Source organism: Aquimarina muelleri DSM 19832 (assembly GCF_000430665.1).
In the GTDB taxonomy this organism is placed as follows: domain Bacteria; phylum Bacteroidota; class Bacteroidia; order Flavobacteriales; family Flavobacteriaceae; genus Aquimarina; species Aquimarina muelleri.
This window is the reverse complement of record NZ_AUML01000015.1, coordinates 61,164-78,095: the sequence shown is the minus strand read 5'-3', so window position 1 is coordinate 78,095 and position 16,932 is coordinate 61,164. Positions and strand designations below refer to the sequence as shown.

13 protein-coding genes are annotated in these 16,932 nt (G+C 32.0%); 2 read left to right on the top strand and 11 right to left on the bottom strand.

The annotated features are described in order from the left end of the window. Positions 1-29 precede the first annotated feature (29 nt). Positions 30-797, top strand: coding sequence for a tryptophan synthase subunit alpha (gene trpA, locus H527_RS0107455; RefSeq protein ID WP_035087613.1), 768 nt, complete (start codon positions 30-32; stop codon positions 795-797). A gap of 105 nt (positions 798-902) precedes the next feature. On the opposite strand, the gene H527_RS0107450 is transcribed toward trpA, so the two are convergent. The 10 genes from H527_RS0107450 to H527_RS0107400 all read right to left on the bottom strand — a co-directional run bounded on the left by H527_RS0107450 (position 903) and on the right by H527_RS0107400 (position 12,134). Further along, a complete protein-coding gene (locus H527_RS0107450) occupies positions 903-1,472 on the bottom strand; it encodes an NADPH-dependent FMN reductase (protein ID WP_027412122.1) in 570 nt (189 codons plus the stop codon). Positions 1,473-1,967: 495 nt separating this feature from the next. Further along, positions 1,968-2,177 carry a hypothetical protein gene (locus H527_RS0107445; RefSeq protein ID WP_027412121.1) on the bottom strand — a complete coding sequence of 70 codons (210 nt, stop codon included), beginning with the start codon at positions 2,175-2,177 and terminating at the stop codon, positions 1,968-1,970. Beyond that, on the bottom strand, positions 2,167-3,006 hold the full coding sequence (locus H527_RS0107440) for a class I SAM-dependent methyltransferase (protein ID WP_027412120.1): 840 nt from the start codon (positions 3,004-3,006) through the stop codon (positions 2,167-2,169). The genes H527_RS0107445 and H527_RS0107440 overlap by 11 nt, the downstream gene beginning before the upstream one ends. Before the next feature lie 608 nt (positions 3,007-3,614). Continuing rightward, complete coding sequence (locus H527_RS0107435) at positions 3,615-4,538, bottom strand: endonuclease/exonuclease/phosphatase family protein (protein WP_027412119.1); 924 nt, start codon at positions 4,536-4,538, stop codon at positions 3,615-3,617. A gap of 49 nt (positions 4,539-4,587) precedes the next feature. Continuing rightward, positions 4,588-5,532: a tRNA dihydrouridine synthase gene (locus H527_RS0107430; protein WP_027412118.1), complete on the bottom strand. Its 945-nt coding sequence runs from the start codon at positions 5,530-5,532 to the stop codon at positions 4,588-4,590. Positions 5,533-5,695: 163 nt separating this feature from the next. After that, positions 5,696-6,349 carry a uracil-DNA glycosylase family protein gene (locus H527_RS0107425; protein ID WP_027412117.1) on the bottom strand — a complete coding sequence of 218 codons (654 nt, stop codon included), beginning with the start codon at positions 6,347-6,349 and terminating at the stop codon, positions 5,696-5,698. 66 nt (positions 6,350-6,415) lie between these two features. After that, positions 6,416-8,074 (bottom strand): MBOAT family O-acyltransferase, encoded by a 1,659-nt coding sequence (locus H527_RS0107420; protein WP_027412116.1) that lies wholly within the window; start codon positions 8,072-8,074, stop codon positions 6,416-6,418. Continuing rightward, positions 8,067-9,347, bottom strand: a complete 1,281-nt coding sequence (locus H527_RS0107415) for a GDSL-type esterase/lipase family protein (protein WP_027412115.1) — start codon at positions 9,345-9,347, stop codon at positions 8,067-8,069. The genes H527_RS0107420 and H527_RS0107415 overlap by 8 nt, the downstream gene beginning before the upstream one ends. Next, entirely contained in the window at positions 9,334-10,842 is a 1,509-nt protein-coding gene (locus tag H527_RS0107410; protein WP_155837827.1) for an SGNH/GDSL hydrolase family protein, read from the bottom strand. The genes H527_RS0107415 and H527_RS0107410 overlap by 14 nt, the downstream gene beginning before the upstream one ends. A 569-nt stretch (positions 10,843-11,411) precedes the next feature. Next, a complete protein-coding gene (locus H527_RS0107400; RefSeq protein ID WP_155837826.1) occupies positions 11,412-12,134 on the bottom strand; it encodes a hypothetical protein in 723 nt (240 codons plus the stop codon). Between the two features lie 396 nt (positions 12,135-12,530). Between H527_RS0107400 and H527_RS0107395 the strand changes: the two genes are divergently transcribed. Next, positions 12,531-13,202 carry a matrixin family metalloprotease gene (locus H527_RS0107395; RefSeq protein ID WP_027412112.1) on the top strand — a complete coding sequence of 224 codons (672 nt, stop codon included), beginning with the start codon at positions 12,531-12,533 and terminating at the stop codon, positions 13,200-13,202. An 87-nt stretch (positions 13,203-13,289) separates the two neighbouring features. On the opposite strand, the gene H527_RS0107390 is transcribed toward H527_RS0107395, so the two are convergent. Continuing rightward, a complete protein-coding gene (locus H527_RS0107390) occupies positions 13,290-16,742 on the bottom strand; it encodes a pyruvate carboxylase (protein ID WP_027412111.1) in 3,453 nt (1,150 codons plus the stop codon). Positions 16,743-16,932 lie beyond the last annotated feature (190 nt).

The following is a 16,932-nucleotide window of genomic DNA, read 5'->3' as shown; positions in this document are numbered from 1 at the left end:
TTACCGTCTTCACGGAAATACACATACTCATGAAAAATAGAATAAAAGAAAAATTAAAAGAAGACAAAAAACTACTATCTATATATTTTACTGCTGGGTATCCATCCTTAAATGATACGGTAACCATAATTAAGGATCTTGAGAAAAATGGGGTAGATATGATCGAAATCGGACTACCTTTTAGCGATCCTTTGGCTGATGGCCCAACGATACAAGAGAGTTCTACCATTGCTCTTAAAAATGGAATGACTACAAATATCCTTTTTGAACAACTCAAAGATATTCGAAAATCTGTACAAATTCCTCTAATTATAATGGGATATTTTAACCCAATGATGCAGTATGGTATAGAAGCTTTTTGTGCAAAGTGTCAGGAAATTGGTATAGATGGTTTGATTATTCCGGATCTACCAGTAGCAGAATATCATGAGCATTATCAAGATACTTTTGAAAAATATGGTTTGATCAACGTTTTTCTAATTACACCACAAACCTCTGAAGAAAGAATTCGATTTATCGATAGCGTATCCAATGGGTTTATTTATATGGTTAGTTCTGCCAGTACAACAGGTGCTAAAAATACTTTTGGAGATGTACAGCAACAATATTTTGAGCGTATTCAATCCTTAGATTTAAAAAATCCTCAAATTGTTGGTTTTGGAATTAGTAATTCTGAAACGTTTACCCAAGCTACAAAAACTACAAAAGGAGCAATTATAGGGTCTGCTTTTATTAAGCATTTAACCAATGAAGGTACCGATACAATTAGTGCATTTATTAAAAAAATAAGAGATTAACACATACCTGCTAAAGTAGCTTGTCAAAAATTTTAACCAATAGATCATACATTGGTCTTCGACAAGCTACTTTAGCAGATTGTATTATTAGCAATAACAATTTGCCTAAAAACTAGAATTTAAGCTCGTCTGCTTATTGGATTCTCTTACCCGTTCATTAAAAGATTGCATAAATCTCTCCAATTCCATTTCCGTTTTGGCATCTACAATTTCTCCTTCCTTACTCACTTTTCCTTTGACACCTTGAATTAATAATGTCGTATCGTTTGTAAAATTAGCTTGTATCGTTTTCATTATCAATTTTAACTCCAAATGCGCTTTTTCTCCACTTGCAGAAGCCGTTATTAATCCAATTGCTTTATCAGAAAAAACTGTAGTCGATACACACCACTCTATAGCATTTTTCAATCCACTCGGAATGCTAAAAACATATTCGGGAGTGCAAATTAGTATTCCATCAGCATTCTCTATTTGATTTCGAAATTCAATGATTTTTTCAGGTGTATTCTCACTAGTTAGCTCTGTTTTAAAATGAGGTAATTCTGTCAAGTCGTCCAAAAAAGTCCAATTAAAATTAGAAGCTCCTTTTTCTGCTATTATTTTTAGAATGGCTAGATTAGAAGAGTTTTGGCTTGCACTACCATTAATTCCTAAAACATTTAATTTCTTGTCCATTATAATTTGTTTTGTTTCATCGTGTTAACTTTTACATAAACCTAAGGTAGATTAATCTAAAAATGGTAGATATTATAAATAATTGTTACCCCGTTTCTTGCTCGACACACTATACCATAAGCGTTTAAAAACACTTACTCTTTCAGAATAAAACTTAGCATGATTTTAAACTTGGCGGGCTTTTTTAATATTTATCAACTTTTAATTTACCATTTACTAAATTAAAAGCAAGTTTGTACTTAAAACACTATTCCTTTTACACATTGTATATCCCCTGCATTTCTGTATTTTTATTTATCGAAGATACATAATTAATCGAGAGAGTATAAACTCCTTATGAATGGAGTAATTAATTTTCTAATGACGTATGTTTAAATTGGTATAATCACTCAGAACAGGTTCTTTAGGCTCTTAATCATTTAAGGCTATGTGATATAAACTTTGGTCTTAGAGACTCAACATGATGAAAACCCATCACGTTGAGCTACTCTATTACTACTTGTTATTTTTTCTTTTCAGGGTTTTCATAAGGCTGTAATTACAAACTCTGTTTTCTGCATATTCAATTTTATGTTCGGATAAAAGTTGTACAATTATTTCTCTTGTTTCATTCTCCTCAAGACCAAGTTTTTCTCCAAGATCAATTTCATTTAGCTGACCGTTATTTTCTATTAATGCTCTAAAATATCTTTCTTTATTTTCCATATGTCGTTTGTTTTTTTACTGCTATCATCATATGTGGACTAAAAGGTAAAAGATAACTATCGTTTTCTGTTACTTGAATAAGTTCTAATAATGTATTTTTACGTTTACTATTAGACATATTAGCAAAATAATCTTTGTCTAACCAAGCCATTCCTTCAACTGCATAAGTATTAAGGTAGGTTAACTTTTGGTTTACAAATTCGATTTTAAGTTGTTCTGGTTTATGATAATACGCCTCCGTTAAAAGCCAAGGAAAATCATCTGGTTGATTATGCATTCCTGTTGTTAACTCTTCTTTACACATTTCAAAAAATGTTTTTTTATGAATTAGCCCGTTTAGAAGACCTACTAAAGTTGATGCTGTATAATTAATAGCAAATCCCAATATAATTCCGTTATTTTTTAGAACTCGTTTAGCTTCGCAAATTGTTAAATCTCTATCTTCCTTTTTTTGAAGATGGTAAAGAGGGCCGTGTAAAATTATAAGATCTGCAAAATTATCTGGAAATTCCAATTTTCGAGATTCACCCAAATGAATAGCAAACTTATTTTTTAATTTATTGGCTCTATTTTTAGCTATTTTGATATGTTTTGAAACTGGTTCTACTAAATGAACTTGATGTCCTTTTTTCGCAAGCCATTCCGAATACTTTCCAGTTCCACCACCAATATCAATTATTTTTGAAGGTGAAGAGGAAATATATTTTTCTATGAGTGATTTACTTCTTTCAAATTCAAATATCCCCATTCCTTTATCAAGTCTGTTTTCCTCTGACATTTTATTATAAAAAAACTCTATATCTCTGCTTATTAACTGTTTATTATTCATTTTTTTTTTAAATCATTGTATTATGATCACAATTTGAAATATTTAATACATTACAGAGTGATAAAGTAACCTATTCAATAATCAATTGTTTTAGTTTAATTTTTGATAAAATAATTGGAATAGTTATCTGTGCATTAAAAATCAGATGATTTTCATACATTAAGTACTCGCTTGTCGAGTTTGCCTTTTTGAGAAAGACACAGATAATATGTTAGATTAGTAAAAACAGACTACAAAGATAAAAATTCTAAATTAATTCTCTTTAGGTTTGTCTTTTTGTTCGTTAAGAGATAAGGTTTAGATAAAATTAGTTTCTAACCTTGTTAATTGTTATTTATTCTAAAATATTTTTTATCAAAAAAACCTGAAAACACTTGCTAACTACTGTTTCTTATATCTTCAATAGTAATATATGTTTTTTTTAGCATAGTAGAACACATATCCAATGGCATATAAACACTTAAAAAAACAATTAGATGTTATTTTCTTATATCTCTTATTAATCTAGCCTATTTTTAATCAACTTAAAATCAACTAGGGTAATTTGATACACAATTCTATTTTATCTACAGACACCTTACCCAATCCAAATTTTAATCTATCCGATATTATTTATATGCTCCTATTAAAAGTGCATGGTCAGATACTTTATAAAATTCTTTTTCAAGTACAACCGGTGTGATTTTTTTTGCACTCCAAATTTGGTCTATTTCAAATAAAGGAATACCATAAAGCCATGTTGCTGTAAATCCCTTAGAAACCGAGTGAAAGCTATTCAGGTTGTTTCTATAATCATTAAAATGAACGCTTTCATAAGGGGTATTAAAATCTCCTGCAATAAAAGAGCAGTTGTTTTTTTTAGTAAACTCATAAATAGTATGCAGAGCAGATTCTCTATTATTAAAAGGCACCGCATTAACATCTGCAATTAGTATGGAGTTTTTTTGATGGTCTAAAATAACGGTTACATAATTAAACTTATAACTCAGGTCTTGGCAATAATAGCTAACATCCTTTATTTTTCCTTTTACTGCCAATACCATATCTCCCTGTAATTTTTGTATACTATATCCAGGAAATGTTTTTTTAAATCGTCCTAAATCTACATCTGTCATTTCTTCAGCTTCTACCAAAGCTATAAAAGAGATTTTCTGCTCCTTTACTTTTTTGATGATGATATCCATAGACTCTCCTCCTTTTCTTCCAACATTCCAAAATAATATGCTACTTGTTGTATTTAGATTATTTAAAGAGGGTTGCCCGTTATAATAATAGCTAAACCAATATAATAGCAGGAATAAAAAACAGACTATCATAGGATAAAACACTTTTTTTACACTAAAAAACAATACGCTTAAAAATAAACTTCCTATAATTAAAAGTAATGGTGGAAATGCATAATATAGAATATGAAAAGGGGATATACTATCTTTTACTACAAAGTGAATAAAAACCAATACGGCATACAATACCAGTAGAATTTTTTTATTTAAAATACGATACTTCTGTTTTACTGTTTTTTTAAGCAACACTAATTATGGATTAAAAATGCGATAAAAACACTCTTGCTTTAATGGGAGATTATATACTATTCAGAATCTCTTTTACTGCCTGTTGGTATGTTCTTGCATTACCTGCTTTTTTTATTTTTTTATACGTTTTCTGGGGATTCGGAAATGCTGTGGCAAAATACTCCCAAAACCCTAACATTTTCATTTTAATGGGTGTTGGTCCAGATAGTGCTTCATCATATTGTTGATATATTGTATCATGAAATTCACTAAAGATTTCAAATCTGTTTTTGGGATATGTAGTCGTATTATTTTTTATCATACTTGGTAAAAAAGGATCTGCAATAAGCCCTCTACCAATCATCCAATGGTCTATTTTAGGAAATCGTTCTTGCATTTCTCTAAATACAGCTACCGAAGTAATATCACCGTTATAATATAGTTTTTGATTGGAAGTATCCAGGCAACGCTGAAACGATTCTAAATCCACTCCTCCTTTATACAATTGTTTTCCTATGCGCGCATGTATCGCAATGTTTTTTATAGGATACTTTTCTAGAATAGGAAACACATGCAAAATTTCTTCGCTATTCTCATATCCCATCCTCATTTTCATAGATACCACAATATCTGTTTCTGTATGCACTCTATCCAGAATATGATTTATCTTTTGGGGATCGCAGATCAATCCAGACCCCATGCCCCGTTTGGTAACCATTGGATATGGACATCCCAGATTCCAATTAAGTTCTTTATATCCAAATTGCTGAATAAATTTAACTACAAACAAAAACTCCTCTGCATCATTGGTCATGATTTGAGGTATTACCTTGGGTACTGTATTATTTTCTGGCAAGATATCTTTCTGAAAAGAAGACTTGATCACCATTTTACCATTAAACCGAATATAAGGAGAATAAAACGTATCAATCCCTCCAAAATAGGTATTAAAAGCATTTCGAAATCGAAAATCTGTAAATCCCTGTAAAGGGGAAGAAAGAAGTGTAAGGCTCATACCAAATAAAAAATAAAACTATCTAAAAAGCTAGAATATATCCAACTATGTATCAGACAACCTTGGACAGAATTCTTTTAGGTTAAAAATCGTGCAAATATACTCGAAAAGCATCACCTTACCCTAAATAACATAAAAAGAATACCTTCGGTTTATATATTATCTAAAAAAATCGCTGATACTGTAGTACCCTAAAATCTATTGTATTAAAATCAGGGTTATTATTTTTTAAGTTTTTGTATTCGTCCAAAGCACCTATGGATCGGTTTGCTGCACCCGAGGGTGCGGTAAGAGATACCGTTTTTATTACGCGATTCTCTATAACAAACCTGTGTATTCTAGGAATATCATTAGATACTATTTCTAATCGTATCCCGTGTTCTTTTATATGTTTTCTAAAAAAATATTCAGGGCCATTTTTACTATTACCCCCTGTAAATAGTAGTGTATTAATCTTAGGGTATTGTTTTAAATACCGTAAAACATTTCTAAGTTTTATGTTTTGCATTCCTAAATCTGATGCATCTATTTTTTGTCGCTCGCAACTATGTACAATATCACAAACTCCTATATTACGAGATACCAAAAAGTTTTTTCTTTGGTTTATTGCTTCTTGCGTCGTTTCAAAAATAAGGTTTAAGTCAAAAATCTGATCCAATACCGGCCATAACAAACCACTAATACTACCGTAACAAAAATCAACATCCCCTTTTTTTAACTCTCCTGTAGCAAATCTTGGTGGGGGTAATGTACCAACAATTAGTTTTGTTGCTCCTTCAGGAAAAAATGGTTTATAAGGATGCGTATGTAAAAACATGATAAATGTAAAAATTAAAAGTAGGCAACACGCAAAAATTTACTTGTTAACAGACTCAAAAATTATCTAAAACTGAAAATAAATAAAAGGCTGAAAATCTGCTGCATAAGTTTGATAGCAAATAATTGCAACAATCATTACCACTAAAGCTTTGATTAGCATATTACTTTTAATAAACAGGCTTTCGATCCAATCTTTGGTACTATATGGCAACCAATGTGTTATATACCCCAAAAGCATAATTATAAATACCATTCTGTACTCCCATAGTACGATTAAGGCATTTTGCCAATCCATATTTGTCATTACTTGCTCATAAAATCGCTGTATATGATCCATACTATTTCCTCTAAAATAGATACGAGTAAAGGTAATAAAGACAAAAGTTAGGGCAATCTTCCATAATATAACATACCATGCGTTTGAGTTTTCATACGGGCTTATCTTACGCCAATATTTATACGCTACTATTCCTAAACCATTAAGTCCTCCCCAAATCACAAATTTCCATGAGGCACCGTGCCATAATCCACCAACCAACATAGTAATCATGATATTCACATTACGGTTAAAATGCTTTGCTAACTTAGTTGAAAATAAAGTCACAATTAATATCCCTCCTACTACTGAGGTTACCGACAGGGCTATTGCATAATCCGAAACTGCAAATACTCCTAAAAACGTAAATACTAATATAAATGCATAAGAAAAAATGGTTCCGTTGCGGTTACCTCCTATGGGTATATATAGATAATCTTTTAACCATGTAGATAAAGAAATATGCCAACGTTGCCAGAAATCTCCACAATGTATGGCTTTGTATGGGGAGTTAAAGTTAACTGGCAATTTGTATCCCATAAGTAATGCTAATCCTATTGCAATATCTGTATACCCCGAAAAATCCCCATAAATCTGTAATGAATATCCAAACATTGCCATGATATTAGTAAACCCAGAAAACATTTCGGGTACATCAAACACACGATCCATAAAATTTGCAGCGATATAATCTGCAAACAACATTTTTTTTATCAGCCCTTTTAAAATCATAAAAGAAGCCCTACCAAAGTCTTCTTTAGTAATACTAATTTCTTTACGTATCTGTGGTACAAAATCTGAAGCCCGTACAATTGGCCCTGCTACCAATTGCGGAAAGAAACTTACAAAAAAACCAAAATCTATAATAGAGTTTAATGGTTTGATTTGTTTTCTATAAATATCTACGCTATAACTAATGGTCTGAAAGGTATAAAATGAAATACCTACCGGAAGTATAATCTTATCGATTGTAAAATAGTCTACTGCTCCCCAAGTATTAGCCCATTGTGCTAAATAATTAACTACTTCATAATTGGTTTGAAAAAGGTAATTATAGGAATCGGTAAAGAAATAAGCGTATTTAAAATAACATAATGTTCCCAGATTAATAATCACACTAACTGCTACCAAAGATCTTTGCAGCAAAACAGATTTACTTTTATAAATGGCTTTACCCAAAAAGAAATCATTAACGGTACTAAAAAGCAAGATCCCTACAAAAAGCCCACTGGTTTTATAATAAAAAAGTAAACTGATTGCAAACAGATATGCACTTCGTAAATTCTTTTTACTATATAATATGGAATAGACAAAGTATATTACAGCAAAGAATATCCAAAAATTTGCTTGTGTAAATATTAACGGAGAGTCCTCTGAAAAAGAGAATATGTCAATAAGTCTATTCATTAATAATCTGATTCAAAATAGAGTTGGACTCTAATTGTAGTTCGTTTTCCCAAGAGTTTGCCAGTGCTTGTAATAATAAATCTGCCTTTATTCTATATCCTTTAACCGTAAAATGTATACGATCCCGAGGCATTAATTTATTAGTATACCAGCTTTGTGAGGAGTTAAACCCTCCCATTATCTCATAAAAATCCCAAACTGCCATTTTTTGTTCTTTGGCAACTTCATAAATAACCTCTCTGGCAATTCGAGTTCTGGGGTTCGGAAATTTCCTTTTATAATAAGAGTCGTTTGGTACGGTTAATAATACTGCACAATCAGGGTTTGCTTGTTGAATTAATTTTATGAAATCCGTATAATATTTTTTATATGCTTTGGGATCAAAATCCGGGTGATATGCATCATTTGTTCCTATCGATATAATAAACAAATCTGGTTTATAAAGTAGCAATTGCTCTTTAAAATATCGGCATCGTTCGTAATAAGAAAAACTCCCTCCATTAACGCCTATAGAGGTATATTCGATTCCTGTATTATCATTCATTAACTCTACTCCCATCATCAAAAACTCTGCATTTACAGTATCTTTTACTTTACGAACACAAAATTCTATTTCTTCTACAGTAGTATTAAGAGCATACTCTACAAAATGTGCTTGCTTATTTTCTGTTATTTTAGAGACTAGGGAGTCTTGTTTAAATGAAATTTCATAATCGTCGCTCCAGTTATCATAAAAAATTCTGATTTTATTAAAATCGTACATATTATCATGATAGTTATTACCATTAGCGATTATTTTTATGTTAGAGACAGTATCTTTAAGAACGGCTGTCACCCCTGATAATCCCCAAGCTACACTATCTTTTCTAACAGAACATCGATATCCAGACCATTTTCCATCATACTTTATTTTATAATTACCAGGGTTATTCGTTTTTGCCATACTATATGGATATATAAATCCTCGCTGCCCTTTGGTTGTTGGGCTCATTGTTTGAAGGTAGGATCTAAGTCGGTTAGAATAAATATCTGCTTGGATATGGGATCCTCCTATATGAAAAATATGTAGTTTTTCTTTTCCTCCTTTTGCAATAGTATCTAGCTTACGAAAAAGAGATTTAAATGCTGGAGAACTTTCTGCCATTTTTATAGTATTAGCTTCCCAGTTTACAAAAGAGTATTTATTTTGTATAGTATCCAAAACATAGGTTTGTGCTACTATAGGCAATGCAAAAAGCCATAAACAAAAAGATATTTTTTTAGGTATTGTCATTATTTTTAGGTTCTTTGAGGTCCAGATATAGGGCTGTAAAAAATAGTTCAGATATTATTTTGGTTCCTTTCCAGGTAAAATGCATATAATCTTTGGCGGTCAGTTTTTCGTCTACCCAGAGTTTCATGGATCCTTTTCCTCCCATAGCAGCATACATGCTCCAATAAGCAATATCGTTCTTTAAACAGGTTTCCATTAATTTATCGTTAAGGTATGGTAATAATGGATAGGTTTCCATCTTACCATTTACAGGCAAACACATGTCGGTAGGTCCAATAAATATAATATTGGCATTTTTTGTTTGTCTTTTGATCCAATTTGCTTGATATATTACATGTTTTGCATAGTTTTCTACACCTGTAGAGTCTTTTAAATATGGCATGGTATTACCTCCGTATTGCATAATAACAATCTCCGGATTCAATTGCCTTATCATTTTACTATAGGTAGCGGTATTGGATCTGGTAAAAATAGTTCCTGAAGCTCCTCGCATTGCTACATTATCTATTTGTACTCCAGATCCCCCATCTAATGTTACTCCATAAAAATCTGCACTTACTTTACCTTCTACCTCTATTTTTAGATTAGCGGGTGTGGTATTTGTTCTAATTTTATACTCATGATATTTACCGTCTGCAATTAAATTATCTTGTTGAAGTAAAGCTCCATCATTATAGACCGATATCTTTATAGGAAAATTAGAATTACCGTAATGCAAACCTATATTTGTAAATCGTCTAAATTTTGCATATGTTTTTTTAGATTTCCCAATTTTAATAGAAGCTTTAACTATTGGCATAGAATCTATCTTGGTACTATCCGGAAGCTTTTCGAGATGTTCTGTAAAACGAGAAACAGACAAATATGCCCCATATTTTTTATGCGAAAACTTTTTTTGAGTTGGATCAAAAAAAGCAAATCGTTGCCAATTACTACTTGGTTCTACTATTGCACTTATTTGTGAATACACTGGTAATACAGGAATAAAACCAGGACCACTGCCTCCATACATGTGTTGTAATCGGTTTCGTAAATACGCAGTAATCCTATCTCCTTCTATTTGGGAGTCTCCATAATGTATAATTCTACAAGATCTGGAAGAGAGCTTGTTTTTTAATTTCTTTGCAAAACCAGGGTTACTATCCGGGTATCTAATTCTAACGATTCTAGTAGTATCTATTTTAGAAAAATCTGGCAGCTGTTTTATTTCTTTGGATAACACTGTAGTATTTTCTTCCTCTTCTGTTTCTACTTCTAGTGGGGTTACGATATTAGCTACTTCTAAAATATCTTTTCTAGTCAAAACAGTGTCTTTATCTAATCCTAAAAAAGTAGTGTAGGTCGGGTATTTTACAGAAACTCCTTCATAGGAGAATCCATCGTCTTGCGTTTGTGCTTTTTCGACTTGTCCTTTTTTACTTAGAAACATAAGTCCAAACAATGCTCCTAGTATAAACAGAATAAATAATGATATTTGAATAGGCCTGATTCTCAAATTTTCTTGAAAAAAATGTTACTATCTTGTAAAAATAGAAAGATTTTCTAAACTACAAAGAGCTTTACTGCCTAGTATGTGAGTGACAGTGAATAGTTTTTAATAATTAGTTAGATAGGGTACCTTATTTTATCTTACAAGTGCTACAAAATATCTCCCAGCGATGCTAAACCCTTTCCCAGCACTTGGATTACCTCTCCCGGCGGTACTACACCCTCTCCTGGCACTTAGATTACCTCTCCCGGCGGTACTAAACCCTCTCCCGGCACTTGGATTACCTCTCCCGGCGGTGCTAAACCCTTTCCTGCTTGCCGGGACTAGTAATAGCAGTGTCTAAACACTACTATTTTATATTCCAGAAGGGAAGTGCTCTATGAAATGTGTCATTTATTTTGTTTTTCCATACTTCGAGAAAACTAGGCAGAGCTATCGAGAGTATTTTTTTTAGACTTCTTTATATAACTTAAGATAATTGTGCATTAAACAAACAAACGCCTCAAAGATCCTTAAGATTTTTGAAGCGTTTGATGTGTATTGTTTTAGTATCTTTTTAGATCACTAAACCTATATTATATAGATGCTACTAGTTTTTTTACATCATTTACCACTGCGTGATATTTATTTTTATTAGGCTTAGACATATTATCTGATTCTGTTATTATTTCGGATAAGATTTCCTTAGCATCTTCTATTTTTCCTTTTCCTATCAAAAATTGAGTAAGCACATATCGTTCTTTATAATTTGAGTATCGCTGATCAATTTGCCTTAACTGTTCTTCTGCTTTTTCTGATTGTTGTTTTTCTTCTAATGCCAAACCATATAAAAATTGACTACGAGATCCTTTAAAATCACGCTTAACCATTATATGTTCGGCACAGGATATAACCTTATCATAGTTTTTTAGATTAGAATAACCTTCTATTAATTTTTTGACTACTCCTACATCTTTATTGTAGTTTTCATTAATTGCTATTTCATATTCTTTTATTGCATTTGCATAATCCCCAGTTTCTAACAAAACATCTGCTAGATTAGTTCTATTTTGAAATGTATCTGCAAAATCCAATTGTTTTTGCAAATCGCTAATCCTTTTGGTAGGATTAATAACATTTACAACTTCTTTCTGAACCTCATCCAGATCTTTTTTATTAAATACCTGACTAAAAAGATAAATAACACTTCCTATCACAGGCAGGAACACAATTACAAAGAACCAATAGTAATTGTTTTTATTCTTAATGGCGTGATAGATACAAAAGCCTTGCAAGGCTATAATTAAAAAGTATTGCATCTTGCAAAAATAGGTAAAACTATTGGTTTTGTTTAAAATATTATACGCTTCTCTTTGAGAAGTTCAGAAAGATATTATAACTTAAATAATCTTTTATCTTATCTTAAAAAAGTAATCATATAGTAATTTTATAAAATAACATGTTTTAGTTAATAATTAATTAATCATTAGTTAATCCAACTTCAAAATCAACTAGATACTATAGTGAAACCATAGATTTGCTTATAACAAAATAACTTTAGTTTATTTGCTCTAACAAAGCCAATTTAAGCTCTTTAAAAATAGATTATAAGTAAGATTTTGTATCCGGAGCAAATCACTTATTTGTATATATTTTAATCTTAAAAAAGATAAACTTAAGTTGTAATTATTATAACTCATTAAAATCTTACACAAATGAAAAAGACATTTTTAAAAAATGCTTCTAGATTACTAATGCTTACTGCATTATCAACCATTACATTGTTTACCTCTTGCGAAAAAGAAGGGCTAGAAATTTTTGACCAACAAGAAATCATTTCTAAGCAAACTAGGGATACATATCTAAATCTACCCCACGACCAGATTAATAGTAAAGGTCTAGTACCTGTTGGCCTTGCAGGTAAAGTTTTTTTAAGGGATATAAAGATATTTTATAATCAAGTTCCTCAAGAATGGGTTACTCCTACAAATAGAGCTCTTACCGAATGGAGTTCCTTTAATAATTTGTTAAATATGAGAAGGGTTTTTTCTCGTGCAGATGCAGATATTGTAATTTCTGGAGAAGCAGAAATTGGGCTTAACAGTTCTCCTGCAGGTGCAGATTTTCCTGATGTTGCAAATGGGCCAGTTGGAAAATTTGTAACTATAAACCTCAACTACGACGACAACCAAAACCTTGCTTTAACCCCTAATCTTAGATATTACATAATGACACATGAATTAGGGCATAACTTAGGACTTACTCATTTTGATCCTATAGGTTTTATGGCCCCTAATTTTACAGAAGTTCATGAAAACTGGGGAGGAATATCACCAACAGAGGCTAATACTATAAGTGAAACGTTGTTTCCTATCGATCCAAGGTAGTTTTAAATCATAAAATATCTTTAGGTATTAATATATCCCATGAGTAATTTTCATAACTCATGGGATATCCTAAAAAAGAATTTTTCCTTACTTAAGTATAAGTATCAGATCATCTGCATTTACCATAGTGCCAGATTTAAGAACAATTTTCTTCACTATTCCGTTTTCGTTAGCTGTGATAGTCGTTTCCATTTTCATAGCTTCAATTATAAATAGCGGATCATTCTTTTTTACTTCTTGCCCATTTTTAACCAATACAGAGGATAATGATCCTTGTAATGGTGCTCCTATTTGTTTTGCATCTGCTTTATCTGCTTTTACATGTATTACTTTATCTACTTTGATAGAGTTGTCTTTTATCTCTACGTTTCTGGTCTGCCCATTTACTTTAAAAAATACAGTTACCATACCATCTTCATTAGGCTCTCCTACAGATATAAGTTCTATTAATAGTACTTTTCCTTTATCTATTTCAATAATTATTTCTTCTCCTGGCACCATACCATAGAAAAAGTTTTTTGTAGGGATATTTACTACGTTACCATATTTTAGGTGATGGTTATATGCTCCTGTAAATACTTCTGGATATAGTTTATAAGAAAGGAAATCGGTAATATCGAGATCTCGTCCCATTCCTTTTTTAAATACTTTAACAAACTCCTTAAACTCGGTTTCAAAATTTACTGGTTCTAAGTGCGCATTTGGTCTGTTAGTAAATGGTTTTTGACCTTTTAGTATTGATTTTTGAAGATCTTTTGGAAACTCCCCTACAGGCTGCCCTAACTCTCCTTTAAATAGATTAACTACCGATTGAGGGTAAGAGATCGTATCGCCTCGTTCTTTAACATCTTCTATAGTTAGATTATTACTTACTAAATATTGTGCCATATCCCCAACTACTTTAGAGCTTGGTGTTACTTTAACTATATCTCCAAATAATGTATTGACTTCGCCATACATTTTGGTAATTTCATGAAAACGATCTGCTAGCCCTAATGCTTCTGCTTGTGGTTTTAAGTTAGAATATTGTCCTCCTGGGATTTCGTGTTGATAGACCTGCCCTGTTCCTGCTTTTAATCCAGATTCAAAAACATAATAATACTCTCTTACCTGTTCCCAATAATTAGAATATTCATTTAATTTTGGTATGTTCATTGTGTTTTCACGTTCGTGAAATCGCATCATTTCTACAACCGAATTAAAGTTAGGTTGGGATGTTAATCCCGATAATCCACCAAGAGCTACATCTACTACATCTACTCCTGCTTCAATAGCTTTAATATAGGTAGCAGACTGTACCGAGGAGGTATCGTGTGTATGTAAATGTATTGGGATATTAATTTCTGTTTTTAATGCAGAAACTAGTTCGTAAGCGGCATATGGTTTTAATAATCCTGCCATATCTTTGATTCCTAAAATATGTGCTCCTGCATTTTCAATATCTTTTGCCAGTTGTATGTAGTATGCTAAAGTATATTTTGTTCGTTTTGGATCCAGAATATCCCCGGTATAGCATAAGGAACCTTCTGCTAGTCCTTTGGTTCTTGTACGTACATGTTCGATACAAGGTGCAATAGATTTCATCCAGTTTAAGGAATCAAAAATTCTGAATACATCTACTCCATTCTCCCAGGATTGTTCTACAAATTTTCCGATTAAATTATCTGGGTATGCGGTATACCCTACCCCATTAGATCCACGAATTAGCATTTGCAATAAAAGATTTGGCATAGCTTCTCGCAAGGAGCGAAGTCGCTCCCACGGATTTTCTTTTAAAAAACGTAAACAAACATCAAAAGTAGCTCCTCCCCATACTTCCATACTAAAAATCTCGGGATGATTTTTTGCAAATCCTTCTGCTACTTTAAGCATATCATACGTTCGCATTCGGGTTGCCAATAAACTTTGATGTGCATCCCGCATAGTGGTATCTGTAAAATGAATTTTCTTTTCATTTTTTAACCATTCTGCAAATTTCTCTGGTCCAAGCTCTGTAAGTAAATTTTTTGTCCCCTTGGCATAGTCTGCTGTTACATCAAACTTTGGTATCGTTGGGGTAACAAAAATTTTGTTAGGATCTATCTTTTTAGCATCCGAATTACCGTTTACAATTACATCTCCCAAAAAGTTTGCTAATTTAGTAGCACGATTACGCGGTTCTTTTATAATAAAAAGCTCTTTTGTATCTCTAATAAAATTAACGGTTACTTCTCCTTTTTTGAAAGTTTCATGTCGCAGGATATTATCTAAAAATGGCATATTGGTTTTTACCCCACGTATTCTAAATTCTGAAAGCGCTCTTAACATCTTTCGGCATGCCCCATCTAAGGTTCTACTATTTGCAGAAACTTTTACCAACATAGAATCGAAAAAGGGAGAAATAGTTACTCCTTGATATACGCTTCCTGCATCTAATCTAATCCCAAATCCAGATGCACTACGATACGTAGTAATGGTTCCATAATCGGGTTTAAAATCATTTTCTGGATCTTCGGTAGTTATTCTACATTGTAAAGCAAATCCAGTGGTTTTTACACTCTCCTGGCTTTCTATTTTTATTTGCTGATCTGATAATTTATAGCCTCCTGCAATAAATATCTGTGCTTTAATAAGGTCTATACCAGTAACTATTTCGGTTACTGTATGTTCTACCTGAACTCGTGGGTTTACTTCTATAAAGTAAATGCTACCATCATCATCTACCAAGAACTCTACGGTTCCTATATTATTATATCCTACCGCCTTACAAATATTAATAGCATACGTATATAGATTTTGTTTTATTTGTTCAGAAACTCCAAAAGAAGGAGCATACTCAATTACTTTTTGGTATCGTCGTTGCACAGAGCAATCTCGCTCAAAAAGATGTACCATGTTACCATGTTGATCTGCTACAATTTGTATTTCGATGTGTTTTGGATTCTCTACAAATTTTTCTAAAAACACGGTATCATCTCCAAAAGCATTAAGAGCTTCTCTACGAGATTCTGGATATGCTTTTTCTAATTCTTCTACATTACGAATTACTCGCATTCCTCGCCCTCCGCCTCCAGATGCGGCTTTAAGCATTACAGGAAAACCAATACTTTTTGCTTCTTTTATAGCTATTTTAATATCTGTAAGATCTTCTTTATTGCTTTCAATAATCGGAATATTATTATCTATCGCAACTTTTTTTGCAGTAATTTTATCTCCTAAAGAGCGAAGTACAGATACTTTTGGGCCTATAAAAATAATATCATTATCTAAACATTTTTGGGCAAAATCTGCATTTTCGGAAAGAAATCCATACCCTGGGTGAATCGCATCTACACCATTATTTTTAGCTACCTTTATGATTGCATCAATATTCAAATATGGTTTTAAAGGCTCATTATTCTCTCCGATCTGGTATGCCTCATCGGCTTTATACCTATGTAACGAGTAGCGATCTTCGTAGGTGTATACTCCTACAGTTTGTATTCCGATCTCTGTACAGGCCCTAAAAATTCGGATAGCAATTTCCCCTCGATTTGCTACTAATACTTTTTTAATTTGCATGATGTGAATTATAAATTAAACCATTTTTTAGCGAACATTCGCTACGAAGATATTGATAACAAAAACGTTACGCAATAGTATTATTAAAATTGATATAAATAAAATCATTCTGTGATATCCTTAACAATTATTAACAAAAGTTAAAGCTGCTTTTTATAAGATTCGCCATCTTATAATCGTTATTAGCTAC